This is a genomic window from Cryobacterium melibiosiphilum (assembly GCF_003602235.1).
Classification (GTDB): domain Bacteria; phylum Actinomycetota; class Actinomycetes; order Actinomycetales; family Microbacteriaceae; genus Cryobacterium; species Cryobacterium melibiosiphilum.
Map to the genome: position 1 here is coordinate 22,021 of NZ_QZVS01000061.1, position 22,010 is coordinate 44,030.

A 22,010-nucleotide genomic window follows, 5' to 3' on the forward strand; every position below is an offset into this window, starting at 1 on the left:
CCCATGAAGACGCGCATCACGGCTGTGGGGGCTCTGGTGGCCGTTATGGCGGGATGTGCGGCCACCCCGGCGCCCTCGTCCGCCATCGTCGACGTCGGAACCGGCCTCGAGTTCCGGGTGCACCTCGCGAGCACTCCCGACCAGCAGCGCGACGGCCTCAGCGGCCGCCACGAGCTGTCGGAGGGTACTGGGATGCTGTTCACGTTCGACGGCCCCGCGGAGCGTCAGGTGTGGATGGCCAGGATGGATATCTCGCTCGATGTCGCGTGGATCATCGACGGCAAGGTTCTCGCCGTCGAGACACTCAACCCCTGCACTAACGAAACTGAAGATGAGTGCCCGCGCTGGACGTCACCAGGCGATGCGGACACGCTTCTAGAAGTACCCGCCCGAGCCCTCGATGGGATCGAGCCGGGAACCGCTGTCACTATCCGAGAGGACACACCATGACCGTCAACGAACAGCACCGCCAAGTCGAAGTCGCACGCGACCTCTCAGCCCAGGCCCGCACGCTCGCTCACTCGACCAGAGACGTGCCCGCCCCATCTGACTCGTACACGCTTCTTGGAGAATTAGTTGGCACGGTCGACGACTTTGAACAGGTCTGCCGACAGCTCGGTGTCTGGCACTCAGCCGTCATCGACGGGCAGCATTACGCGGGCGAGGACAACCGAGGGGACGGTGCGACTGGGACCGTAACGGCGGCTGCCGAACTCGAACGGGCGGCGGTGGCCCTCTCAGCCGCGTCCGCAGCTCTCCGAGGTGCACACTCTGCGAACGGCGTCGTTCGATGGTTCGACCAGGTATGACCTACGCAAGCCACGGTCCGTCGTCAGCAGCGCGGAAAGGCGATCGGATATTGCGCGGCCCTCTGCCGACGACACAGCCTGTCAACGAGTACCTAGACGCCATGCGCGAGGACTGGGGGAACCTCACGGCTGCGGAGCGCGTCGAGACCACCCGCGCGGCGCTGCTGTTCATCGCTGACCCTGTGTCCGAGCTCGATGAGTACGATCACGACACCTTGGCCGATTACACGTTGGGCGAGCTGTACCACGCCCGCGTCGTGCTGCTGCGTCTTTTGCCGCACCTGATCGCCGCAGAGGCCGAACGCGGTTAGAGCTGGCCTACCATTCCCGGTATGTCGGCAGCCAATACTCGCATCAGTGCCTCGACGTCGACGGATGGATACCGAGCCTCATTCATGGCAAATGGGATCGCCTTAAGTGTTTCATCGAGAGTCGGCGGGGCCACACTGCGCTCCGCGCACTCAGCGCGCAAAGCGCTCACATAGGCTGCGCCGACTAGACCAACCAGAGAGTGGTCAATCAGCCACGTTTCACACAAGACCGTGCCGAGAAGGTCCCCTGGCCGGTCATACGACTTTCCGCCGGTCACGCGGAGTCCCGAAAGCATCCCTTGGTGCTGCGCTGCAACCTCCGCAAGGGTGACGTAATACGAACGTGGGACAGTTACGGTATCCATGCCGCCAGTTTCCCACAATCGATCGTTAGTGGGCGGCCGCTCACCGAGCTATGACTAAGGTCGCGAATTCTGAGACGATCAACAGATGGCCTCGCTAAGCTCCCACGCCCATCTCGCCGCCGGCCGTCGTCACTCCGTTGGTGTCACGGCTGATGGTTCAGTACTCACCGCGGGTCGGCTGAACTCAGAGGAGTGCCTTGTCGACGATTGGTTCGACGTCGTAAGCGTGGCGGTCGGCAGCGTGCATACCGCTTCGAACACCGGGCGTTCCCACACCGTCGGGCTGCGCAGAGACGGCACGATGCTCGCGACTGGATGGAACAACGAAGGCCAATGCGATGTCGACGACTGGTCCGACGTCGTTAGCATCGCGGCCGGCTGGCGTCGGACCCTCGCCATCCGCTTAGATGGGACAGCTCTTGCGGCTGGACGACGGAACGAGGGAGCAAACAACGTTGAAGAATGGAGTGGGCTGGTGGCCGCTGCGGCGGGAGACTGGCACTCCATCGGGCTCCGATCTGACGGTACGGCTGTTGCGGTGGGGAACAACCGTAGGGGGCAGTGCGCCGTAACCGAATGGCGTGATCTGCGCGCGGTCGCAGCGGGCTATCTACACACGGTCGGCCTCACCCGCAGCGGGCGGGTGCTCGCGACCGGGGACCGGACTGCTGGGATCGAGGACGTATCAGGATGGCGTGACGTCGCGAGGGTATCGGCAGGCAGCTATCACATCGTTGCGGCGCTCGACGGAGGACGAGTACTCGCAGCCGGCGACAATAGTCGCGGGCAGTGTGAGGTCGCAGCCTGGCGCGATGTGGTGGAAGTGGCCGCCGGCTCTACCCACACGCTCGGCCTCTGCTCCAATGGAACCGTTCTCGCGACAGGTAACGATAATGACGGCCAGTGCGACACGACGAAATGGAAGCTAGCTCTGATCGAATAACGATCGTTTCTGAGCTGCAGCACACTCAACACTTAAGGGCGGCTCACTAAAGTGTCAGAACTGCTGTGGGAATCTGCGCTCCGACGGTGGTGTCATCGAGGTCACGGTTTTGCCAAGCCCCATAAGTGAGCCCGGTGCTGTCTTCTACCCAAGAAGTGCGTCCGTTGGCGGAGCGGCCAGCAACGACGGCGGCTGCTGCAGATGGGCTAGCGAACACCTGGTTCTTCGTGAAGAGCGCCGGATCCGTAGTGGTGTCTATAGTGCCGTCTTTTTCGAGACGCTCCCGAAGGGCCACGTAGGATCCTCCGCCGACTTGTGTGCGTCGTGCGTGGGAGCCGCTGAGGATGGTGAACTCTCCATCCACCTCAGTGGCGGACGCCGTGAGTCCTTCACGAGGCTGCTCCATGGTGAACCGCGGTGCGGACACGGCGACCCGCGCTTGGCTCGCCGGCACTACATTGCTTGCGGCGATAGTTGTCACTCGAAGGACATTGACGCCAAGGACGGGTAGAGCGATCAGTGCCTGCGCAATGAAGTATTCCATGTCAGACACGTCGGCTTCCGGTAGTGCAATCAAAGGTGGAGCGGTGCCGTTAACAAGCTCTGAGCGTTGCGCGTCCCGAGCAATCTGAAGGAAGCGAGATTCAAGGTAACGGGCATGAGCTTTAGTGAGGTTGGCATCCTTGCTGGTGAGAAGAACTGCGCGTTCCCAGAAGTCTTTCTCACGGGCATGACTGGTTAACCTGGCGCTGATGTCGTCGCCCTCGCCGACATACACCTGAATACCGCCGACGCTATCGGGGGCGTCACCGAGGAGCAGGTACACGCCTGTCCGGCGGGCCTCTTCCCTCCGGAGTAGCGCTAGGAGATCTGACCTCGGGCCAGCAAGGAGATGACCAGTCCAGTTCATAATCTCTGCCGTCACCAGGCCGCCCGGCGTGCCGTCGACTAAGAACAACCGGACAGATTTACCCGACGCGGCCATAAAACTTCCCCCTTCGCTATTTCATCGCAGTTTAGGACACTCCTTACTGGAGCTTCGGCGAGGCCCAGTAGCTGGTGGCTGACAGTCCAGTGTCTCCGGCGTAAGGCAGAATGAAGTTGTGACTCTGGCCCCGCTCCACCCCGCCGATACGCCAGAACTCCGCAAAGCGCGCGGTGCCTTCTTCACCCCCCAGCCCATCGTCCGGTTCATCGCCGACTGGGCACTTCGAGACGCCGCAGACGCAGTCTTTGAGCCGTCCGCTGGTGACGCAGAATTCCTGGTTGAAGCCGTCCGCCGGCTTCGCGAACTCAGCGACAATCCGACGTTTAAACCGACCGTTCACGGCGTCGAGATCCATAAACACAGTGCACAGGTTGGCCGCAGCCGAGTCCGCGAAGCCGGTGGCCGCCCGCGGATCCAAGTGAACGACTTCTTCATGGTCAATTCCGAGAAGAAGTATGCAGCCGTGATCGGTAACCCGCCCTTTGTTCGCTACCAGGACTGGTCAGGCGTATCCCGTCTACGCTCCCGCGAGGCGGCGCTCCGGGCCGGGGTTTCCCTCACCGGGCTCGCTTCCAGCTGGGCCGCATTCGTCATTCAAGGCTCGTCGATCCTCCGCGACGGTGGCCGGCTTGGCCTGGTCTTGCCCGCCGAACTCCTGTCGGTGAACTATGCCGCTCCGGTCCGGCAGTTCCTTTTCGATCACTTCCGCAGCCTTGAGATCGTCCTCTTCGAGGAGCAGGTTTTTCCAGAGGCCGAAGCTGACGTGGTCTTACTGCTTGCGGACGGATACAACCAAGGCCCCACGGATCATGCAACCATCCGCCAAGCCAAGAACGCAGCTGGCCTCACCGTCCTCGAAAACGGAATGCAATGGGCCCCCATTGACCCTGCCGGAAAGTGGACTGGTGCAGGACTTGTGCCGCCCGCGGCGACGATGCCCTTGGCACGGTTGGTTGACGGGGAGTCGTTTGTCGATTTGGAGTCCTGGGGAGATACGACTCTCGGGATGGTTACCGGCAACAACCGGTATTTCGCGTTATCTCCCGCACGGATCAAAGAGCTGGGCATCCACCGCAACGAGCTGCTGCGACTTTCCCCGCCAGGTAGCTCACATCTGCGCGGCCTCGTTCTCTCCGATGACATGCTCACCAGGCTTGGACGGGACGGAAAAGCGACCCGTCTGTTCTATCCCGCTGCGATGCCGTCAGCAGCGGCGCAGTCCTACATCGACGCCGGGCACGCTGCCGGGGTTGACCAGGCGTATAAATGTCAGGTGCGTAAGACCTGGTACCGTGTGCCGCTCGTCGCGCCGGCTGACCTGTTGTTGACCTGCATGAATGCAGACACCCCGCGTCTGACGACGAACCTGGCCGGCGTTCGCCACCTGAACTCCATCCACGGGGTCTATCTCAAAAAGGATCTTCGGGACCTTGGCCGGGAACTCCTGCCGCTGGCCTCGCTGAACTCGATCACTCTGCTCAACGCAGAGATGGTCGGGCGCGCCTACGGGGGCGGGATTCTTAAACTCGAACCCAAGGAAGCTGACCAGTGGATGATGCCGGCACCCGAGCTGGTCAGGACCCGCGCCGCCGCGCTCCGCGCTATTCGGGACAGGGTCGCCAGGAAGCTTCAAGCCGGCCAACTTCTCGCGGCAGTGCGCCTTGTCGACCAAGCCCTTTTACTCGAGGCCGGACACTTGGCAGTTGAGGAGATCGAGCACGTTCGTGCCGCCCACGCCGAACTGACTCGTCGACGCACAACGAGAGGTAAACGTGGCTGAGCCCACCGCCAAGGACAAAGCCTGGGTCATCTTCGATCGCATCATTGCTGACGCCTCACCGCTGGGCATCCACACCAACCCGTGGCGCCTGGTGGATGACAAGCGGCAATATGTGCCGGATATCACCACGCTTGAACGGCTCCTTGGCGTCCCGCTGTATCTGAAGGCAACCGTGCGTTCGGGTGTGCGCGCCCTCGCACTAGACGTTTGGCTCGCATACGAACTACGCCGAGCCGGATTCGAACCCGATGCCGTCTGGCCCCGGCCGAGTCACCCACGCATCCTTCCCGTGCCGATCACAAAACTGCTGGAAGCCCTGCCGAAAGCGGAAAAAGCGATCCTCATCCAGCGATTGACCAAGAAGACGTCGATCAGCGGAGTGACCTCATCCAGCGCGTCGATCTTGGGAAAAAACTACCTCAAGCAAGTGGACGTGATCATGACGGACTGGGCAACCGGCCCGGAGATCCTGGTCTCTACGAAGCGTATGGACTCTTCCTACGGGAAGAACGCGGCGAATCGCATTGAAGAGTCGTACGGAGATGCCAAGAACCTGAGGCTTCGCCACCCCATGGCTGCTCTTGGATTCCTCATCGCACTGCGCTCGGACATCCTGGTCAAAGAACCGCTGATCTTCGACTGGCTCACCGACCTCGTCGGCAAGCTCGGCCAAGAAGACGACGCTTATCACGCCACTTCGCTGCTGCTCATGGACTACGGGGACGACCTGGCGATCGACGATGAGGACGACGACGAAGAACCAGAGAACCCGCTGACGCCTGCAGGACCGGAGCCAGAGCCCGACGAAAACGAAGACATCGAGGACGTTCCATCCGACGAAATCGACAGAGCGCTGCAGGAGCTTCCCCGCGTGACGATTCAGGAAGAACTCGTAGAGCCACATCTACGATCAGCCGCGTTCATTGCGAACATCGTCAACCGAGCCCTCGACGCAACCCCGATTACCCTGCACAGAAAGGCCCGCCTGCTGCGAAAGAACGCAGCAGGGTAACGACTACGCAATCACGATCGGGCCGGCAATCGCAGAATGAGAACCCAAGCCATCAGCGGACGTACGCCAGGGCGCCAGCGAGATTCGATTCGAATAGATTACTGAACTGCTAGGAGTGCATCCCCATGTCCACACTGTTGATCACCTACGATCTGAACAGCCCAGGCCAAAAATACGAAGCGCTCCACGAGGCGATCAAATCCCAAGGCAGCTGGTGGCACCACATGGAATCCACCTGGATCGTGGTTACGAGTCGGACGCCGCGGGAAGTGTTCTCCGCCCTCAATGCTCACATTGACGGGACAGACCGAGCAATTGTCATTGACATCAGCGGTAGGGAATATTCGGGGTGGCTGACCGAAGAAGCCTGGGAGTGGCTTCGGAAGTTCGTCGGACCGTCCTCGTGACAAAATTCCCAGTGCTAACGCGACTTGCCCGTAGCGCGGGTAGATACGTGTGACCTCTGCTTAGCGACATCGTGCATTGTCGGCGCAAGCTTGCGGCCCGCATCGTGAGGCCGCCAAAGATATCCCAGACCATCGTCACATTAGCCGAGTGCCTATCGTTTGCAATATGAAGAATGAATGACTAAATATGTGACAAATTCAGGCTGTGAATCGCAACAGTAAAAGATGGTGGTTCCGCAGCGCAATTTGTCCGTATTTCATGAGGTCGTTCGATTGTCATGCCCATGTGGGGTGTATCCCAGCCTGACATCAGATCCGGGCGCTGAATCCGCCTAGCTAGGATCAACTTTAGTTTTGTTGACATCGCTTGTCGCGGACTCATGGAGTTCAACCTGACAGAGCAGGCGGTCGGACCACATGACGAGTCAGTGATGCGGCTACGTGAGCGTGAGCATCCTCGATCAGAACACGGTCCGTCAACTTGACGGCGTCGACGTCGATCGGGTATTCGAGGTAAGGCATCGGGCAAGACCTGAACCGGCGCGAGCTGGAACGGGCGGAAATTTACTCGCACAGGGGATCTTCAGCCCCAGGTTCCCATTTCTGGCCTTCGGGGTTCCAGTGCATCTCGGACGCGAGCTGTCCGAGCATGATTGGTTCGAGGAACGCGATGATTTCGCGGAGCTGGTCGTTAAGTTGCGGAAGCGACTGTTCTTCGATGTCCGTCTTGCTTCGCCAGGCAGCCCATTTTCGTTCAGCGTCTGCGTCGTAACCGCGCACTGCGTCACTGATGGAAGTGAGTGGCACTTCGCGGTGGGTTGCGACTGCGGCGATCGCAGATGCGACATCGCCTGCTCGGTACGGGTAGCGTCTGGCGAGGTTGCGAAGGTCGACGTAGTCCCGCCACCGGGTATTGCTGGCACCGCGCTGCAGCATCGTGATTGTTTTCTCTGCAATCACCGTTGCGACCGGGTAGCCAACGATCATGAAGTCGTCGCCGAGCAGTCCCGGCAGCTCGACGAGTTGCGGTTCCGGCCAGATTGGGTCGCCCGTGCTCACATCCATGTGCACGAACAGTCTTGCCGTATGCAAATGTGCGGTGAGACGAATGCGCAGACCAGAGTACTCATCCTCATCTCTAATCGGGGTCACGCGAGCAGTCTCGGCGTCGAAGTCAACGCCGTCGTCTGCGTCGATGGCAGCGACGGCCTCAACGACTCTGCGTAGATAGGCCTCGTCGAGCGTGACGTCGAGGGCTTGCATGTCGATGTCTCTCGTGGGCCGGCGCAAGGCGAATGCCGCGAGCAGCACACCGCCTTTGAGGACGAGGTCATCTCGGTAGGGTGTGCGGGTGAGCCGTTCGAGGAACCGTTCGAGCACGTACAGTGTGTGCAGTTCGCTCGTTGCCCGGCCTTGGCGGCGAGCGAGTGTCTGCAACGAGTGATAGATGTGAACAGCGTCGGTCATGTCAGATACTCCAATGCGTTTTTCACCGGTCCAAGCGCGCGGGGGATGGTGCGCGCCATCTCGAGGAGTGCGGCCGGTCGCACGCCTTTTCGTTTCAGCCATTCCTTCAACGCCTCAATCCCCGTCTCGTACCCTTCGGTGCCTCGCAGCCGGAAGACATCGACTAAGGAGCGCTCCGCTGAGTACACACCGATGATTTCTTCACTACCTGTGATCGACATCTCCTCGCGTCCGATCGGGAATGTGTCGCGGTCGAAGCTGTGCCATTGAACTGCTGCCGTTGTCGTTGGCACGGATTGCCCTCGTGGAACTGCGATGTCGGTGCGCGGCGGAATCGCGTCGATGAGACCGTGGTGTGCGAGTGCGCTGGCCAGACACAGGGTGGCTTCAGGTCTGCGTTTCACGATTTCAAGCAGGTCGAGATCGGCAACGGGCGCTGTCGCGAGCTGGTAGAGCCCTCGGCTTACCTGTTCTATAAGGCCAGTGTCGCGAAGGCGGTAGAGCGTGCGGGAGTCGACCCCGACCTGGGCCGCTTCACTTTGGCTGAACGCCCTTAAGGGCAGTTTTTCGAGCGGTCGCATCGGCATACCATCCTTGCCTAGTATTCTATACAGATAACTTTATCTGTAGTCGGTACTAGGCGAAAAAATGCGCTGACTAATTACCAAGCGCGACTTCCGCCGTAAACGATCGTTACTGAGCCGAGCCGAAGTTGGCCATGGCGAGCCATGCCGGTCGACTTCGCCGGTCGGTGGCGGTGTTTTGTGATCGCTCTGTGTCGCTAGTTTCCGATCACGAGGATGCTTGCTGCGGCTTCGATGACGTCGTCGGGGAGACGTAGCCGGCAGTTGGAGGGTTGGAGTTCGCGAGTTCTGCTAGCGTCGCCGGTTCTGTGCGGGGCCCGCAACCGGAGACAACCTGGTGTCTTAGAAAGCTAAAGCTTTTCGAGACGCGCGAAGCCTCCCTCGAGCCGCAGGAAGAAGTGGCGGAATTCCGGGACGTGATTTGTCTTGGAAACGTGTCTCACCGCAAAGTGTCTTTGTTCCGACGCTTTTAGCAATTTTCAAGGCAGAATGGATTCGTGAGACATCTTGGATATACGCGGGTCAGCACTAGAAGCCAAGACGCGAAATTGCAGGTTGACGCTCTGGTTAAATCGGGCGTGCAAGAGCGGGACATTTTCACCGACGTCACCTCCGGCAGTCGGACCGCGATCTCACGCCCTGGGATGAAGAAGCTCCTCGAGTACGCCGAGCCTGGCGACACCGTCGTGGTGTGGCGGGTCGATCGCCTCGGACGATCCCTCATCGATGTGTTGAACACGGTAAAGCTGCTCCGAGAGCGTGACATACAGGTGAAGAGCATCTCGGATGGGATCGACCCGTCGACGACCTCGGGCCGGCTGATGCTGAACATGCTCGCAACCTTGGCCGAGTACGAACGCGAGCTGATCACAGAAAGAGTGAACGCAGGGATCACAGCCGCCCGAAATGGCGGCACCAAGTTTGGTCGGCCCCTGTCCGATCCCGTGGTCGTAGCCGACAAACTCAAACTCGTCTCCGAGGCCCGGGCGAAGGGCCGCACTGCGGAGGATGCGGCAAAGCTCGTCGGGTGGAGCCGAGCCACTCTGTACCGGCATCAGCAGGCCCTCGCGGCCCGCGAGAGCACCACCGTGTAGGTGACTCGTGGACGCGGCCGAGCGATGGCGTGTTCTTCGGCTGCATGTCGAAGACCAGATCCCGCTCGCCGTCCTCGCCCGGGAGACCGGGATCTCCGCTCGGACTCTGCAGCGCTGGCACCATCTCTACCGGGCAGGCGGCGTCGCCTCCCTTGACCCCCATGCGCGTATAGACAAAGGTATCCGCCGAACTTCGGTCCAGACGGTCGCGTTCATCGAACGACTGGCGCTCACTCGGCCGCGCCCGAGTCTCGCCACGCTGCATCGTCTCGCCGTCACTGATGCTCAGGCTCGTGAGCTGCCCGCTCCAAGCTATGCGACCGTGCGGCAGATCGTCCAGGCCCTCGATCCGGCTCTTGTCACCCTGGCGCTGGAGGGGCCGGTCTCGTACCGGGACAAGCACGAGCTCGTTTTCCGGCGCCGCGCGGAGTACCCGAACCAGATGTGGCAGTCCGACCACACTGAACTCGACATCCTTATCGTCGGCGCTGACGGGAAGCCTGACCGGCCGTGGCTGACGACCGTGATGGACGACTTTCCCGTGCGATCTGCGGATATATGGTCTTCAGCGGCGCCCCCTCAGCTATCAACACTGCCCTGGCTCTGCGGCAGGCGATCTGGCGGAAGACGGACCCGGCGTGGGCAATGTGCGGCATCCCCGACATCCTGCACGTGGACCACGGCTCCGACTTCATCAGCCACCACCTCGAGCGGACCGCTTTAGCCTGAATCCATCGGTCGACCTCTGAGCGGATCCTGATTTCGCTTCGGCGAGCTTTCGGAATTTCGGGCGTGGGTGTGGTCCGGGTCTCGCGGCCCGGGTGTTCCACTGGTGCTCCTGTTGATGCCGTCATTGGCTGGTTGGTCAGGTGGGGGCGGGTTGTCTCGGCCGGAAGTTCTGATTGAACAGGGCCGTCCAGGGTTTCTCCCAGGGCCAGTTTTCGGGCAGGTGCAGGGTGACGCGCCGTGCGGAGGATGAGATTCGTGCGGGGACGCTGACGAGTTTCCGGCGGATCGTTGCGGTGGTCGCTCGGGCGAGATCGTTGCCCGCGATTGTCGCAGCGGCGCGGGTGAGGTTAAACGCCATGACGGCCAGGACCAGCCAGGCCGCGTTGGCGGTGAACACCCCGGAGGGCAGGTGCGCCAGGGCGCTGCTTTTGAGGTCGGAATTCACGAGTTCTATCGCTGCGTGGGCGCGGTGGGTTTTGTCGGCGGTGACGGTGTTGAGGGTGCTGGTGGTGAAGAAGGCATGGAATCGGTGGGTGTCGAACAGGGTTGGCTGGTCGATGTTTTTCTTGTTCAGTTCCGGAATGCGTCGCACGGCCAAGCGCCCGGTGATGTGCTCGGCCTTCTTGCGAGACGTGAACGCGGTGAACGGGATCTCGGCGACTTCAGCGTTACTGATCCATGTTTTGCTGCCTTCGTCATAGATCGCGTTGGTGTATTCAATTGCGGTCCAGGCGTCGTCGGGGATCGTTCCGATTGCTCGTTTGATGGCCGGGTCCATCCGGGCAGTGACCGAAACATCGGCACCGGCGGTGAGGGCTGCGCTGATGGAGGCGTGCCCGTAGAAGGCGGAGTCGGCACGAAAGAGCACGCGCGCTGTGTCGGCTCCGCGGAGCCGTTTGATCGTGGCGAGGGCGTCACGGATCAGACGGGCGGCGCCGCGCGGCGATCCGCAAGCGCCGCGGCGGAGGCGCTGGCTGATGATGATCGGCGCTGAAAGGTCTGTCTTGACGGTGGCGAGGATCGCGTTGAGGCCGCGAACCCCGGAGTACCCGTAGCCGGAGCCTTCCTTCTGGTGGCCGTGAACTTCGATGATGGTGTCGTCGACGTCGAGGAACACATAACCGTCGGTGTCGTGCACGAGCAACGGGGTTTCCGCTGCCAAGCCACGCACGAAGCGGGAAGCGACGGCGTCGAGTTGCCGGACGTGACCGAACGTGAACGCGCGCAAAAACGGCCCCAGTGTTGACGGCGCGTAGCAGTTGCTGAAGATTTTCCGCATGCCGCCGTGACGAAGAACCGTGAGGTCGTCGATGGAGTCCGCGCCCGCGACCATGCCGCCGACCAGTGCGGTGACTTTCAGGCCGGCGTTGGCGCCTGTGTCAGTGGGGACGCTCAGCCACTGATCGGTCAGGGTCGCCAACCCCGCACGGGCGGCCAATTTCATGATCGGGACCAACCCCGCCGACGACACAAGATTCGGATCGGAGAATGATGCAGAAACGGCGCGGTTGGTGTGGGAAACTTGCATCTACGAGATGCTCCTCTGCTCGGTAATTGTGAACTCTAGACAAGTCCTATTTTACCTGATCAGATGGGCATTCTCGGTTTAACGCGCCGTGAGAATCTCGCGTCGATCGGTGGATTCAGGCTAAGGCATCTTCGAAGTCGCTCAGCTCTTTGAAAGCGGCGACGTGTCCCCAATAGGTCATCCCATATTGCGGGCTGTCATCCACTCGATAGCGGGGCCAGACAGCCAAGACTGCAAGCGAAACCGAGACGGTCGCCAGAAGAGCGCCGGCCCACCACACCACTTCACCTGCGTCCGAGAATTGGCCAGAGTCAAAGTTTCCTGCAAGCTGGCCGCCGAGTACCGCACCGAAGCCAATGCCAAGCGCCGCAAGAATGACAGACGCTTTCTGGTCGGCGCGCGAAGCGTCGTCGCGAGCCTCAGCTAGCATCTGCCGTACTGAGTCCTGAGTCTTCTTAGTCATTTGCGCCCCCGGACCAACGTAGCGGAATGGACTTAGGCCAAGCTGCTCGGCGAGTGGTTTCGCACGCCGGGAGCGGTCGCATCACCACTGCCGGACACGACCATAGGCTCGTCGACATCGGCGAGAGTGTCAGCGTCAGCCGATCTAAACAGCCAAAGGTAACGCTGTGTGACATTAGAACCATGTGGAAAGCCGATATATGGGCTCCGCATATGATTCGAGCTATGACCGAGAATAATGAAGTCCTTCGCGTGCCCGGCATACGAGACGTGAGCAGTTTCTACAGCGAGTTCGGCGGTGAAGATGTCGTAGTGCGACCGTCAAGTTCCGACCTCAACCCATTCAGGATCGAAGTCATGCTTGACAGCAATACGGCCATCTTTCCGCCCAAAGTGGTGGTTCACGAGGGTGACATTGTTGAACGCGCAGATCCGAGAGGCGGCGTCATTGAATATGTAATCTCTCGATACGAGTTTAACAAGGATCCCTTTGGAGACGACATGGATCATTGGCACGCCACCCTGGCGGAGAAAGGACATGCCAGGCGCACTTTCGCGCAGCCGAGGATCATCGTTCACGGAGGCACGAATCAAATCTCAGTTGGCAGCTCTAATCACATGCAGCAGACGAACCTAACGGCTGAAGCCTCCGAATTGATCTCTGCCCTCGATGCGATTCGACAGACCGTGCCTCTCGGAGATTTGGACGCCGACCAAGTTGAGGCACTCGAGGATGCGCTCTTGGCAACAAAGGAGACTGCTACCTCTGGCAAGAAGCCGAATGCTATCAAGCGATCGCTCTTCGGGCTCCGCGGAGTCGTCGACGAGATCGCAACCTCTGCCGGAGCAGGGGCCGTCGAGGCCGTCAAGGACTGGTCAGCGGCGGCGACAGCGGTGATAATCAAGCAACTCGCTGGCCTCTAGTTGTTACGGCAGGGGTCTGGTTCACTGAAACTTTCTGCGCCAAGTCGGGTGGACTGGCAGGCTAAACGGTCGTCCATGCGCCTGCGTAACTCGCAAGTGGAGTTCGTGGGGACCAGTGAAGGTCGGCGTGCCCATTGCACATGGACTTGGCTTTGTGCCGCTTGTCCATGTCACCCACTACAGAAAGGCCGAAGTCCTCGTCGCGGTCGCTGATCAGAGTGTCTTCAACGGCAAAACAGTAAAGATCCTCAACGTCTTCACGAGACACCCCAACCAAACGAAGTAGCTGCTGGCGTTCACGACCGCCACTTCATGGGCTTTCCATCGCCCGTCCCGTGAGAGGTTCCTCTAATGCAGGGTGCGCCGTCGCCGTGAGAGGCGTCGCGATCGCGTCGAATGAGTCATTCTCCGGGTGGACGAAGTCGTACATCGATCCCAGACTGTGTGCGGCGATCGTGGGCCGGCTCACCTTCAGTGGCACGATCGACTAGACCGGCACCGATTCGTACCGACTCGCCCGCGCCAGAAAGCAGCCGGAGATCGGACGGATCAAGTGAAGTTCGAGCCGTGCGACTGCGCACGACGGGCAGCGAGCCTGAATCAGCGGTTAAGGGCTGCTCGTGCGCGTCAGGTCGGATCGTCCACGCGCGGTTCTGCTCTCACGCTGCTGCGTCACGAGGGGGCCTTGGTGAAGGGGGAGGTCATGGCGCTGTGCAGCGCTGCGGCTGCGGCGGTGAGGTCGTAGCCCAGTGAGTGGGCGAGGGCCGCGTACTCTCTTGCAGCATCGCTCAGGACGGCGAGGCGATCGGGACTGGTCCCGCCTGGAGTGGTTCGTTTGTCTTGTGGGGCGATGGTGGTGCCCTGTTTGCCGTTGGTGGTGACGGTGCCTTCGCGTTCGAGTTCTTTGTAGGCCCGGGCGACGGACCCGTTGGAGAGTCCGAGGTGGCCGGCGAGTTGCCGGATGGGTGGCAGTTGCGTTCCGGGGGGCAGCGAACCGGTGAGGACGAAGCCGGTGATCTGGCTTCTGATCTGTTCGTAGTGCGGGGTGGGGCTTCGCGTGTCTACAGTGATCTCGATCATCAGTGGGAGCTGTTCCCGGTCGCCGCGGGAAGCGGGACCTCTGGGTGAGTGGTTTCGGCGTCTGAGTTCTCAGTCCGCCAATATCTGGTTGTTCGCTTTGGCTGTATCCAGACGGGCTGCAGCACGGCGTGCGCGCACGCTGCGATCCCGATGACGATGAGTGCGAGCCCCGAGATGGACGTGACGGCGGCGAGGTCTTCGTTGACTGAGTAGGAGGAGAGCCGCGCTACCTCGAGAGTTGTGATCTGAACAGCGGGCAGGAGAGTGCCGAGAAGCACTGCTTGGGCACCGACAGATGCCAAGGCTATGCGGCGGAAGCAGAGGGCGCGGATCATGCCGTCGATCTCCGGTGAGGTACCCGCTGCGGACTGCCTCCGCCCGACCACTGCCCAGCCGGCCACCGCGAGGAGGGTGAGAAGGGCGGACACGCTTGCCGTGATGATGAGAGAGCGCGTACTGATGTCGGGGAGCTCGAAGGGGTTCATGAGAGTCAGATACGTTGCCGTGTTCCCGGCACGATCCGTGAACACGGCGAGCATCGCCAGCGATAGGACCAGGGTGGTAGACGCCAGGCCGAGGGACAGCCGGAAGACCCGTCTTGTCCACAGTCCTGGGCTGGTGTTGGCGGGGGTGAGACTGGCGCGGCGTTGCTCGCTTCCCCCCAGGCGTGTGGCCGTCCCGACGATGACTGCGACCGCATAACCCACTATGGACAGGTAGAAGTCGACATCACTGATCACCCATGCGATCGCCAGCACGACGATCACGGCACCGCTGGTGACGTTGATGTGTTGCAGGGCGGCTCGCGACGCGATGACGGCCGACTCGGGTACGGCCGGATCTCGAGCTCGAAGCCACGAGGCAACGCGCGTTGTGGGCGGTGTGGCGATCAGGGGAACCGCTGCGAGGAGCACCGCTAGCGCGGCGACAAAGACGAGTATCTGCATAAAACCCTCCGTACCTATGTATCAAGACATAGGTACGTTAGCACGAAGGTGCTTGCGGCCCGCAATCGGGTGGAGTCAATCAAGCCGTCATCGTGAGCCACGTCTAGTTGACACAACCAGCGGAGAGCCCCGTAGAGGGTTCCCCAAGCGGAACGACAGCGACGGTCCACGTCGGCATGGATGAGATGTGTAAACGAGTACGGAAGACGACAGCAATACCCTGATTGGGTAACATTGTCGCTCAGTCTCACCGCAGGCTACGGAACACCGCGGAACCAACGCCAAAGGTCAGCGATACTAGACACCCTTGTCTGGCGCCAGCGTCACTGATCGAATTGGACGTATCGTCAATGCTCAGAGTCTCGTATCTGGCGTGTTCTTAGCGTCGGCAATGCTACGTAAAAGACTTGGAGGTCGCATGCGTGAGGCAGTTGCGGTTCGTGCTGGCAAAATCCAGGATGTTGTTGAACTCCGAGAATCCATTCTGGTGGCGCGGGCTCCTGGAACCGTTCGGCTGCGCATGCTTGCCTCTACGATCAATCCCTCCGATGTTGTGACCGTTGCAGGTGCTTACCCGTCGCGAACGACATTTCCCTTTATCGCCGGCTTTGAGGGCGTCGGGGAAGTGATTGACGCAGACCACGGTGCGGCGGTCAAGTTAGGAAGCCAAGTCATTCCGCTCCGCTCAGCCGGCTGCTGGGCAGAACTCCGGGACATTGCCGAAAATGATTGTGTAATAGTGCCGGATTCGCTCTCACCAGAACAAGCGTGTTTCGCCTTTATCAATCCGATGACTGCACTCGGACTCATCGAGAGGCACATCCGAAACTCGCGCCCCGTGGTAGTCACAGCGGCAGCGTCGGCGATTGCCGACCACATAGCGGCTGTGCTTCACAGTCGAGGAGTTCCTGTTATCGGAGTCGTGCGCGGTCCACGACCCGTAAGACGACCTCACTTATGGAACGCTGTCATCGACACAGGCCAAACGGCGTGGCGGAACGAATTGCAGTTAGCAACAAAGGACTGTGACATCATTTTCGATGCCATCGGCGGTCCGGCTGCAGTGGCAATTGCCAACGTAGTCGTGGCTCCCAATTTGGTGAGTTACGGGTTGCTCTCCGGATGGCCTATACAGAGCAAGCTCCTCCCATCCGCCACACTCCTCAACTATTTTCATTTGAGGGCCGACGTACACTCCAATTCAAAAAGTACCTTAGAAGGCCGATTTGAACGCGTGTTCGACCTGGTACAAGCTGGCGTGCTCACGACGCACGTCGCCAAAAGGTTCCCCTTTCGCGACATTAGAAAGGCTCTCGAGTGGAATGCAAATCACCCCGGTAAAGTGATGCTCGAAATGGGCTGAATAGAGTGCAGCTGACGTTCCACCGAAATCTGATCAGCCCCATCGCCCGACCTGTTTTCGGGGGCCAGGTACATTTCGTACGACGTTCGGTTGAATCCGCCGTTCCCTTGCGGGCCCAGTTCTGTGACTGGAGTAGCCATCGATGGCTAGTGGACCCTTTCCTCATTTCAGTATTGGATTGTGAACTCTCCAACGCGAGTTTCGCCATCGTTTTGATAGACGGGGACCGAAACGGTTTTCCCCGCCATTGAGTCTTGCCACGCGAGCGCTTGCTCCGGGGACGTGAAGGTCGCTGCTTGTTCGCTGCCGTTGGCGTGGGCAAGTTCCCCAGCGTGGACAAAGCCTCCGTTTCCATTGGTAGCGGTAACCGCAATCAGGTTAGGCTCACCGCTTTCGTTGAGCGCTCCATACGTTTCGCCGTTGGCGTTGATGGCCCACTCCGTGGTCCGCTCGCTCACGTACGTCGCTGCGATGGTCCAGCTGGATTCGGGTGCGGTTGTGATGGTGATGAACTGCTGTTCCGGCGAGAAATTCAGCGTGTAGCTGCCACCGCCAGTGGGTTGACCGACGTCGTCCATGTCGCAGCCGATGCTCGCGCCGTCGTCAAAGGAAAACGTTCCGGGAGTCAAACAGGTCAGTGAGACAAGGATGCCTGTTGCCCCGTCGGGGACAGCACCCAGCTGGACAGCGGCCGTTCCGGTAGCGGTTTCCACCACGGATACACCGAGTTCAGTGACCTCTTGTGCACCGGGCATGGTCAAGAGGCCAGCGGCAGCAGCTGCGCCTCCAATCAGGATGCTCGCTCCGGCAAAGATGCCCGCTCCGAGACGAAGGTGTCGGCGCCGTAACGAGATGCGCGCCGTCGGCGCGGTGACGCGTGCGTCCAGTTCGCTTCGAATTGCAGCCGAAAATACCGGGTCGAAATCGATCTGTTTCATGTCCGCGCCTCCGTCAGTTGTTGTCGCATTTTTCCTTTGGCCCGATGCAGGCGGGTGCGGGCTGCCCCGGCGGAGAGTCCCAGAAGAGTTGCAGCCTCGGTGACCGCATAGTCCTCCAGGACAACCAAGATGACGAGGGAAGCATCCACGGGCTTGAGCATCTTCATCGCGGCTTTCAGATAGCCGAGCGATTCGTCGTCCTCGAAGTGATCGACAGCAATCTGCTCGGCGTCAGCAGTGGCATCCGCGCGCTGCAGCGAATCAAAAAGTGCGCGGTACCGTCGAGTTCCGCGGCTGACATTGCGCGCGATGTTGCCGGCCGTTACCAACAGCCAGGGAAGGACCGAATCGCTGACGAGGATGACGCTGGCGCGACGGCGCCACAATTCAAAGAATGACGCCGACGTGACTTCTTCAGCATCATGGGCGTTGTCGACCAGACGGAGAACGTGGCGAAAGACCCGGTCACGATGAGTGTCGAACAGCGACGTGAACGCACGGCCATCATTGGCGCACGCACGCGTCCAGACCTCGACTTCGTTCACCACACCAGTATCCATACCCTGTAATGTCCGCCCATCTTCAAAACGTTACAGTTAGTGGCGAGTAGTTCGAGTTGGTACGGGTAGTCCACGTTGTTGGTACCGATGTTCCACAGAGTTGAAACTGCCGCTATCAAGACTGATCCCTTGGGGAGGACGGCAGCGCGATGCGGTGTTGCCGATTCCCAACGGAGGGGGCGTTGATAGCGAGATGCAAAGTCAGTGCAGCTTTGGTATTCGAGGGAAGCAGCTACGACGATTTCGCAGGATGCCCCTCCAGCCAGCGACCTCTTCTCAATCCTGGCCAACCGTGACCACCGATGGCTGGCCATCATCGTTAGCCAATCTGGGCACGTCTGATGGGTTCGAGCCCCTATCCGACCAGATAGCCGCGAGCTCTAACGTCAACCGGCTCGCGAGCCAAGCACGAACGCTCGACCACGGCGAGGTCGACAGGCGGTCGTCATCGCGGCGGTCTTCTTCACGAGCGAGATGTCCCGACGCGCTGGCTAGGGCTTTAGTGGTTCGAATTCGTCGGCGCGGAAGCGCGCAAACGCGATCGTGCCGTCAGCACCGACGCAGCCACGAAGCGAAGACCATGAAGGAGAACTCCAGGAACTGCCGAGGCTTCGTCGTGAGGGTCTGACTGGGATCGCCAGGTCGCCAGCCGCGGCCAGTTCCACCTCCCCGGAATGGCAGTACCAACAACGTGGACTACCAGTACCCAGTACGACTATCCGCCAGTTAGCCCCGGCCGACAGCTCTTTGCATCGGAGCGGCATGGCTGCAATCCGAAAATCGCACATCCACGCGGCCCACGGCCATTCAAGCGAACTCAAACTTTCAATTCCCGTAAGGGGTTCGGCGTGCGGGCGCGCCTGACGGTGACGGAAGCTGGACCGGGTCGCACAAGCCGAGTCTGGTCTGGCATTGTGGCAGACATGACGACTAGTGCTCTTCTCCCGACTGTGCTGCGAACTCGGTTGACCGCGTTCATCAGTGAACATCGGCGGTTAGCCCCGGGATTTCTCGACCGTGTCGTCGTCACGGGGTCCGCGACCGCCGGCGACTGGTGGGAGGGCACTAGCGACATCGATCTCGTACTGGTCATCCGACGTGCACCGAGTCAGGATGAATTGGTCGCGCTCGGAGAGCTGCATCGATCCACGATTTCGGAAGGTCCAGTCGACGGCGTCTACCTGACCGAGCAGCAGCTTGCTGAGGGGCCAGATACTGTCGGGGCGGCGCCCCAAGTCGTCGAGGGCGCGCTTGATACACAGGCGCGCGGCACACAGTTGACCTGGGTGACATGGCGTGAGGTTGAGTCTGGTGTTGAGGGTGTCGTCGACGCGGTCGGCGCAATAACCTGGATGCCTTCCGCGAGGCGTTTCCCCGGGGCGGAGGAAGGCGCGCGTGCGTTCTCACGACACAACCTCCGCGACTACTGGCAACCCCTCGGAATTCGAGCTCGGGCTCAACTCTTTTCACGTTGTGACAGTGATCCCGTTGATCCTGTGACTGTGCGATGGATCGCGCTCGGTCCAGCTCGCCTGGTGGCGACGATCGAAACCGGTGATGTCATATCGAAGTCTGCAAGCGGCGCATTCGCGGCAGAGCGCTGGCCAGCGCACGCCGAGTTTCTTTTACGAGCAGTCGCGTCCCGAACAGGGGAGGACATCCCCTTTACTGTCGCGGATGCGCGGCAAGCATTGGACCTGCTAGACCAATGCGTGGAAATCACCGGCGTCGACGGTCGCTAATGCAAGCCTTCGACCAAAGCGCCCGATAGCCGTTCGGCATACGGACATCTGATCTGCACTCATCGGCTTTCGAGGACGCGACTGACAATTTCGGCGACGGTTTCGTGAGGTCCGATGCGGCGTTCCTGGACAAAGCTGAGTGGCTGCCAGCCGTGATACCAGCTGACCATGTCCTGTGCGGTGAAGTCCACTGACTTTGAGCGAGTTTGGTGGCGAAGTACTGTTTCTTCAAGACTGAGGTCGAAAGCATAAAAGCGGGAGTCGTTCACGGACGATCTGATGCGGTTGAGCATCGGCGAGTAGCGGCCAGCGTTGAAAATTCCGTCAAGGATCACGTGCTGCCCCTTGGCGAGGCAGTGTTTTGCCGCAGCTTCGAGGAGATCCGCGTGAGCGTGACTGTCCTGCTCTTGGTCGTCATAAATCGTTCGACGAAAATAGTCCTGGCTGAGGACGGCGGCTGATCCCGGGAGCTCCGACTGAAGTCGGGCCGCGATGGTGCTCTTCCCGGAGCCGGAGTTCCCGCGAAGAACGATTAGCATCATTCGACAGTAATGGGCACGGTCAGGCCCTACGTTGTAATGATGGACCTTTCCGGAGCACCAATTAGAGTTCGTCCCGCGTATTTTAGTGATTTGGACGCACTGGTTCGGCTGGGACTCGGCATTCAACGTCTGCATGCCGATGGTCGCCCGGATCTGTTCGTTGAACCTTCCAGTGAAGCGCTTCAAGATTTTTTCCGCGCACGATTCTCTGACGGCAGCCACATGCTGATAGCCGAATCGAACTCGAACAGCCCAATCGGATATTTGCTAGCTGAACACGCGACGCGCGACGCCAACCCGTTCAAGACGGCTTCCTCGGTCCTGTACATTCACCATATTGCGGTTGAATCGAGTGCTCAATCCGGAGGTGTCGGTCGTGAGCTCATGAAGGGCGCAGTGACACTCGCCAGCGAACTGGGAGTGTCGACGCTCCGTCTCGACTCATGGCACTTCAACACCCAAGCTCATGGATTCTTCGAGACCGAAGGCTTTACGCCAGTCAACATCGTCTTCGAGAAACTTCTAATGTAGCTCTCGACCTAAGCAATCGAATACCGCTGAATTGACTCTCCGGACGCCCCACGCCAAGAGCACAGGCTGAGCGTCCCGTTTAGCGTTGGTGAACGAGTGCAACCGCAGCGACGTTAGGAGAGCCGTGAGTCGCAAGCTGGTCTTCGTCCACGGTTCTGGGCGAGTAGGTGCCGCTAATTGGCCGAACCAGGTTGAGCTCTTCGCTGATGCGGTTTTCCTGACGATGCCCGGTTATGGAGACGAGAGCCCCGCTGCCACGAACATGGACGAATGGGTGAGCCGAGTCCTAGACCTGGACGGTGAGATGGACGTAGTGGCTCATTCTTATGGAGGATTGCCGGCGATCTTCTCGGCTGCGCGAGCGCCTGAGCGTGTGCGGTCGCTGACTCTGTTTGAGCCCGCCGCCTATTCCTATGCCCGTGGGCGGCTGAACGCGGAGGCGATGATCGACCGGATGACGCCGATCGTCGATAAGGCCCCCATCATGAGCACCATCGAGTACCACCTCAGCTTCATCTCGGCTCTTACGGGTTCTGGACCGCCGCAGCCGCAACATGACTCCGAGCTCATCGCGGCTGAGAGAAACCGATTGCTCGCCGCTCCTTGGTCGTTCGACCTGCCGACCGACGTACTGTCGGCGGTGCCGACTCTGGTTCTCACCGGTGCTTGGAACGAAGAGTACGAAGAAATCGGCCAGACGATGGCCTATGCAGGGGGCGCCATGCTCAGCTCGCCGGCTTCGGTCACCGCGTTCAGGACCACCCTGATGCGAACTCCACGATTACCGGCTGGGTCTCATCGCACGCTTAGCCTCGATCCACCGGTCCGGCTTGAGTGAGCGTGCTCGCTGATTTCTGAGCGGTGTTGTGGTGGTGGGCGCGGCGAAGCTGTCGGCCTTGCTGCC

Annotated in this window: 25 protein-coding genes and 1 pseudogene; 15 read left to right on the forward strand and 11 right to left on the reverse strand. The window is 60.4% G+C overall.

Features of this window, described 5'->3' with window-relative positions:
• Positions 1-3 precede the first annotated feature (3 nt).
• The 3 genes from D6T64_RS04155 (at position 4) to D6T64_RS04165 (ending at position 1,120) form a co-directional block, all read left to right on the forward strand.
• Positions 4-450 (forward strand): DUF192 domain-containing protein, encoded by a 447-nt coding sequence (locus D6T64_RS04155; RefSeq protein ID WP_119972058.1) that lies wholly within the window; start codon positions 4-6, stop codon positions 448-450.
• A complete protein-coding gene (locus D6T64_RS04160; protein WP_119972061.1) occupies positions 447-809 on the forward strand; it encodes a hypothetical protein in 363 nt (120 codons plus the stop codon). The genes D6T64_RS04155 and D6T64_RS04160 overlap by 4 nt, the downstream gene beginning before the upstream one ends.
• Positions 810-910: 101 nt before the next feature.
• Positions 911-1,120 (forward strand): hypothetical protein, encoded by a 210-nt coding sequence (locus D6T64_RS04165; protein ID WP_119972065.1) that lies wholly within the window; start codon positions 911-913, stop codon positions 1,118-1,120.
• Here the strand turns inward: D6T64_RS04165 and D6T64_RS04170 are convergent.
• Positions 1,117-1,485 (reverse strand): hypothetical protein, encoded by a 369-nt coding sequence (locus tag D6T64_RS04170; RefSeq protein WP_119972068.1) that lies wholly within the window; start codon positions 1,483-1,485, stop codon positions 1,117-1,119. The genes D6T64_RS04165 and D6T64_RS04170 overlap by 4 nt on opposite strands.
• Before the next feature lie 85 nt (positions 1,486-1,570).
• On the opposite strand from D6T64_RS04170, the gene D6T64_RS04175 reads away from it, so the two are divergent.
• Positions 1,571-2,428, forward strand: coding sequence for an RCC1 domain-containing protein (locus D6T64_RS04175; protein ID WP_119972072.1), 858 nt, complete (start codon positions 1,571-1,573; stop codon positions 2,426-2,428).
• Between the two features lie 46 nt (positions 2,429-2,474).
• On the opposite strand, the gene D6T64_RS04180 is transcribed toward D6T64_RS04175, so the two are convergent.
• Entirely contained in the window at positions 2,475-3,254 is a 780-nt protein-coding gene (locus D6T64_RS04180) for a GIY-YIG nuclease family protein (protein ID WP_199719050.1), read from the reverse strand.
• 277 nt (positions 3,255-3,531) lie between these two features.
• On the opposite strand from D6T64_RS04180, the gene D6T64_RS04185 reads away from it, so the two are divergent.
• The 3 genes from D6T64_RS04185 (at position 3,532) to D6T64_RS04195 (ending at position 6,615) form a co-directional block, all read left to right on the forward strand.
• Positions 3,532-5,196, forward strand: a complete 1,665-nt coding sequence (locus D6T64_RS04185) for an HsdM family class I SAM-dependent methyltransferase (RefSeq protein ID WP_119972078.1) — start codon at positions 3,532-3,534, stop codon at positions 5,194-5,196.
• A complete protein-coding gene (locus D6T64_RS04190) occupies positions 5,189-6,208 on the forward strand; it encodes a hypothetical protein (protein WP_119972081.1) in 1,020 nt (339 codons plus the stop codon). Before D6T64_RS04185 ends, D6T64_RS04190 begins: the two co-directional genes overlap by 8 nt.
• 125 nt (positions 6,209-6,333) lie before the next feature.
• On the forward strand, positions 6,334-6,615 hold the full coding sequence (locus D6T64_RS04195) for a hypothetical protein (protein WP_119972085.1): 282 nt from the start codon (positions 6,334-6,336) through the stop codon (positions 6,613-6,615).
• A gap of 564 nt (positions 6,616-7,179) precedes the next feature.
• On the opposite strand, the gene D6T64_RS04205 is transcribed toward D6T64_RS04195, so the two are convergent.
• Together D6T64_RS04205 and D6T64_RS04210 are read right to left on the reverse strand one after the other, a co-directional pair.
• Entirely contained in the window at positions 7,180-8,082 is a 903-nt protein-coding gene (locus D6T64_RS04205) for a nucleotidyl transferase AbiEii/AbiGii toxin family protein (RefSeq protein ID WP_158594797.1), read from the reverse strand.
• The gene (locus D6T64_RS04210) at positions 8,079-8,663 is read right to left on the reverse strand and encodes a type IV toxin-antitoxin system AbiEi family antitoxin domain-containing protein (protein WP_119972148.1); all 585 of its coding nucleotides are present in this window, start codon (positions 8,661-8,663) and stop codon (positions 8,079-8,081) included. The genes D6T64_RS04205 and D6T64_RS04210 overlap by 4 nt, the downstream gene beginning before the upstream one ends.
• 500 nt (positions 8,664-9,163) lie before the next feature.
• On the opposite strand from D6T64_RS04210, the gene D6T64_RS04215 reads away from it, so the two are divergent.
• Both D6T64_RS04215 and D6T64_RS04220 read left to right on the forward strand, forming a co-directional pair.
• On the forward strand, positions 9,164-9,760 hold the full coding sequence (locus D6T64_RS04215; RefSeq protein ID WP_119972091.1) for a recombinase family protein: 597 nt from the start codon (positions 9,164-9,166) through the stop codon (positions 9,758-9,760).
• Between the two features lie 7 nt (positions 9,761-9,767).
• Positions 9,768-10,484: a helix-turn-helix domain-containing protein gene (locus D6T64_RS04220; protein ID WP_325049766.1), complete on the forward strand. Its 717-nt coding sequence runs from the start codon at positions 9,768-9,770 to the stop codon at positions 10,482-10,484.
• Positions 10,485-10,625: 141 nt separating this feature from the next.
• On the opposite strand, the gene D6T64_RS04225 is transcribed toward D6T64_RS04220, so the two are convergent.
• Positions 10,626-12,017, reverse strand: a complete 1,392-nt coding sequence (locus D6T64_RS04225) for an IS1380 family transposase (protein WP_119972094.1) — start codon at positions 12,015-12,017, stop codon at positions 10,626-10,628.
• Positions 12,018-12,132: 115 nt separating this feature from the next.
• Positions 12,133-12,480, reverse strand: a complete 348-nt coding sequence (locus D6T64_RS04230; RefSeq protein ID WP_147364456.1) for a Pycsar system effector family protein — start codon at positions 12,478-12,480, stop codon at positions 12,133-12,135.
• A 224-nt stretch (positions 12,481-12,704) separates the two neighbouring features.
• Here D6T64_RS04230 and D6T64_RS04235 point away from each other — a divergent pair, with 224 nt between their 5' ends.
• Together D6T64_RS04235 and D6T64_RS22835 are read left to right on the forward strand one after the other, a co-directional pair.
• Positions 12,705-13,403 carry a hypothetical protein gene (locus D6T64_RS04235; protein WP_119972100.1) on the forward strand — a complete coding sequence of 233 codons (699 nt, stop codon included), beginning with the start codon at positions 12,705-12,707 and terminating at the stop codon, positions 13,401-13,403.
• A 380-nt stretch (positions 13,404-13,783) separates the two neighbouring features.
• Positions 13,784-13,894: pseudogene (locus D6T64_RS22835) on the forward strand (IS21-like element helper ATPase IstB); the annotation flags it as partial.
• Between the two features lie 181 nt (positions 13,895-14,075).
• Here the strand turns inward: D6T64_RS22835 and D6T64_RS04245 are convergent.
• Together D6T64_RS04245 and D6T64_RS04250 are read right to left on the reverse strand one after the other, a co-directional pair.
• Positions 14,076-14,483, reverse strand: a complete 408-nt coding sequence (locus D6T64_RS04245) for a GntR family transcriptional regulator (RefSeq protein ID WP_199719051.1) — start codon at positions 14,481-14,483, stop codon at positions 14,076-14,078.
• On the reverse strand, positions 14,483-15,430 hold the full coding sequence (locus tag D6T64_RS04250; RefSeq protein WP_119972103.1) for a hypothetical protein: 948 nt from the start codon (positions 15,428-15,430) through the stop codon (positions 14,483-14,485). Before D6T64_RS04250 ends, D6T64_RS04245 begins: the two co-directional genes overlap by 1 nt.
• A gap of 418 nt (positions 15,431-15,848) precedes the next feature.
• On the opposite strand from D6T64_RS04250, the gene D6T64_RS04255 reads away from it, so the two are divergent.
• Positions 15,849-16,793 (forward strand): zinc-dependent alcohol dehydrogenase family protein, encoded by a 945-nt coding sequence (locus D6T64_RS04255; protein WP_158594798.1) that lies wholly within the window; start codon positions 15,849-15,851, stop codon positions 16,791-16,793.
• A gap of 167 nt (positions 16,794-16,960) precedes the next feature.
• On the opposite strand, the gene D6T64_RS04260 is transcribed toward D6T64_RS04255, so the two are convergent.
• Together D6T64_RS04260 and D6T64_RS04265 are read right to left on the reverse strand one after the other, a co-directional pair.
• Positions 16,961-17,731, reverse strand: coding sequence for a hypothetical protein (locus tag D6T64_RS04260; RefSeq protein ID WP_119972109.1), 771 nt, complete (start codon positions 17,729-17,731; stop codon positions 16,961-16,963).
• A complete protein-coding gene (locus D6T64_RS04265) occupies positions 17,728-18,276 on the reverse strand; it encodes an RNA polymerase sigma factor (RefSeq protein ID WP_233550824.1) in 549 nt (182 codons plus the stop codon). Before D6T64_RS04265 ends, D6T64_RS04260 begins: the two co-directional genes overlap by 4 nt.
• A gap of 980 nt (positions 18,277-19,256) precedes the next feature.
• Between D6T64_RS04265 and D6T64_RS04270 the strand changes: the two genes are divergently transcribed.
• The gene (locus D6T64_RS04270; protein ID WP_233550825.1) at positions 19,257-20,033 is read left to right on the forward strand and encodes a nucleotidyltransferase family protein; all 777 of its coding nucleotides are present in this window, start codon (positions 19,257-19,259) and stop codon (positions 20,031-20,033) included.
• Between the two features lie 59 nt (positions 20,034-20,092).
• Here D6T64_RS04270 and D6T64_RS04275 read toward each other — a convergent pair whose 3' ends face one another.
• The gene (locus tag D6T64_RS04275) at positions 20,093-20,572 is read right to left on the reverse strand and encodes an AAA family ATPase (RefSeq protein WP_233550826.1); all 480 of its coding nucleotides are present in this window, start codon (positions 20,570-20,572) and stop codon (positions 20,093-20,095) included.
• 42 nt (positions 20,573-20,614) lie between these two features.
• Between D6T64_RS04275 and D6T64_RS04280 the strand changes: the two genes are divergently transcribed.
• Positions 20,615-21,106 carry a GNAT family N-acetyltransferase gene (locus tag D6T64_RS04280; RefSeq protein ID WP_158594800.1) on the forward strand — a complete coding sequence of 164 codons (492 nt, stop codon included), beginning with the start codon at positions 20,615-20,617 and terminating at the stop codon, positions 21,104-21,106.
• 124 nt (positions 21,107-21,230) lie between these two features.
• Positions 21,231-21,944: an alpha/beta fold hydrolase gene (locus D6T64_RS04285; RefSeq protein WP_158594801.1), complete on the forward strand. Its 714-nt coding sequence runs from the start codon at positions 21,231-21,233 to the stop codon at positions 21,942-21,944.
• Positions 21,945-22,010: the final 66 nt, after the last annotated feature.

Bases quoted from the DNA above. Each gene is read 5' to 3' on its own strand.
- D6T64_RS04260 (WP_119972109.1), bottom strand. From the start codon at position 17,731: ATGAAACAGATCGATTTCGACCCGGTATTTTCGGCTGCAATTCGAAGC.
- D6T64_RS04175 (WP_119972072.1), top strand. From the start codon at position 1,571: ATGGCCTCGCTAAGCTCCCACGCCCATCTCGCCGCCGGCCGTCGTCAC.
- D6T64_RS04160 (WP_119972061.1), top strand. From the start codon at position 447: ATGACCGTCAACGAACAGCACCGCCAAGTCGAAGTCGCACGCGACCTC.
- D6T64_RS04250 (WP_119972103.1), bottom strand. From the start codon at position 15,430: ATGCAGATACTCGTCTTTGTCGCCGCGCTAGCGGTGCTCCTCGCAGCG.
- D6T64_RS04275 (WP_233550826.1), bottom strand. From the start codon at position 20,572: ATGCTAATCGTTCTTCGCGGGAACTCCGGCTCCGGGAAGAGCACCATC.
- D6T64_RS04245 (WP_199719051.1), bottom strand. From the start codon at position 14,483: ATGATCGAGATCACTGTAGACACGCGAAGCCCCACCCCGCACTACGAA.
- D6T64_RS04210 (WP_119972148.1), bottom strand. From the start codon at position 8,663: ATGCGACCGCTCGAAAAACTGCCCTTAAGGGCGTTCAGCCAAAGTGAA.
- D6T64_RS04170 (WP_119972068.1), bottom strand. From the start codon at position 1,485: ATGGATACCGTAACTGTCCCACGTTCGTATTACGTCACCCTTGCGGAG.
- D6T64_RS04165 (WP_119972065.1), top strand. From the start codon at position 911: ATGCGCGAGGACTGGGGGAACCTCACGGCTGCGGAGCGCGTCGAGACC.
- D6T64_RS04235 (WP_119972100.1), top strand. From the start codon at position 12,705: ATGACCGAGAATAATGAAGTCCTTCGCGTGCCCGGCATACGAGACGTG.
- D6T64_RS04280 (WP_158594800.1), top strand. From the start codon at position 20,615: ATGGACCTTTCCGGAGCACCAATTAGAGTTCGTCCCGCGTATTTTAGT.
- D6T64_RS04205 (WP_158594797.1), bottom strand. From the start codon at position 8,082: ATGACCGACGCTGTTCACATCTATCACTCGTTGCAGACACTCGCTCGC.
- D6T64_RS04255 (WP_158594798.1), top strand. From the start codon at position 15,849: ATGCGTGAGGCAGTTGCGGTTCGTGCTGGCAAAATCCAGGATGTTGTT.
- D6T64_RS04155 (WP_119972058.1), top strand. From the start codon at position 4: ATGAAGACGCGCATCACGGCTGTGGGGGCTCTGGTGGCCGTTATGGCG.
- D6T64_RS04230 (WP_147364456.1), bottom strand. From the start codon at position 12,480: ATGACTAAGAAGACTCAGGACTCAGTACGGCAGATGCTAGCTGAGGCT.
- D6T64_RS04225 (WP_119972094.1), bottom strand. From the start codon at position 12,017: ATGCAAGTTTCCCACACCAACCGCGCCGTTTCTGCATCATTCTCCGAT.
- D6T64_RS04195 (WP_119972085.1), top strand. From the start codon at position 6,334: ATGTCCACACTGTTGATCACCTACGATCTGAACAGCCCAGGCCAAAAA.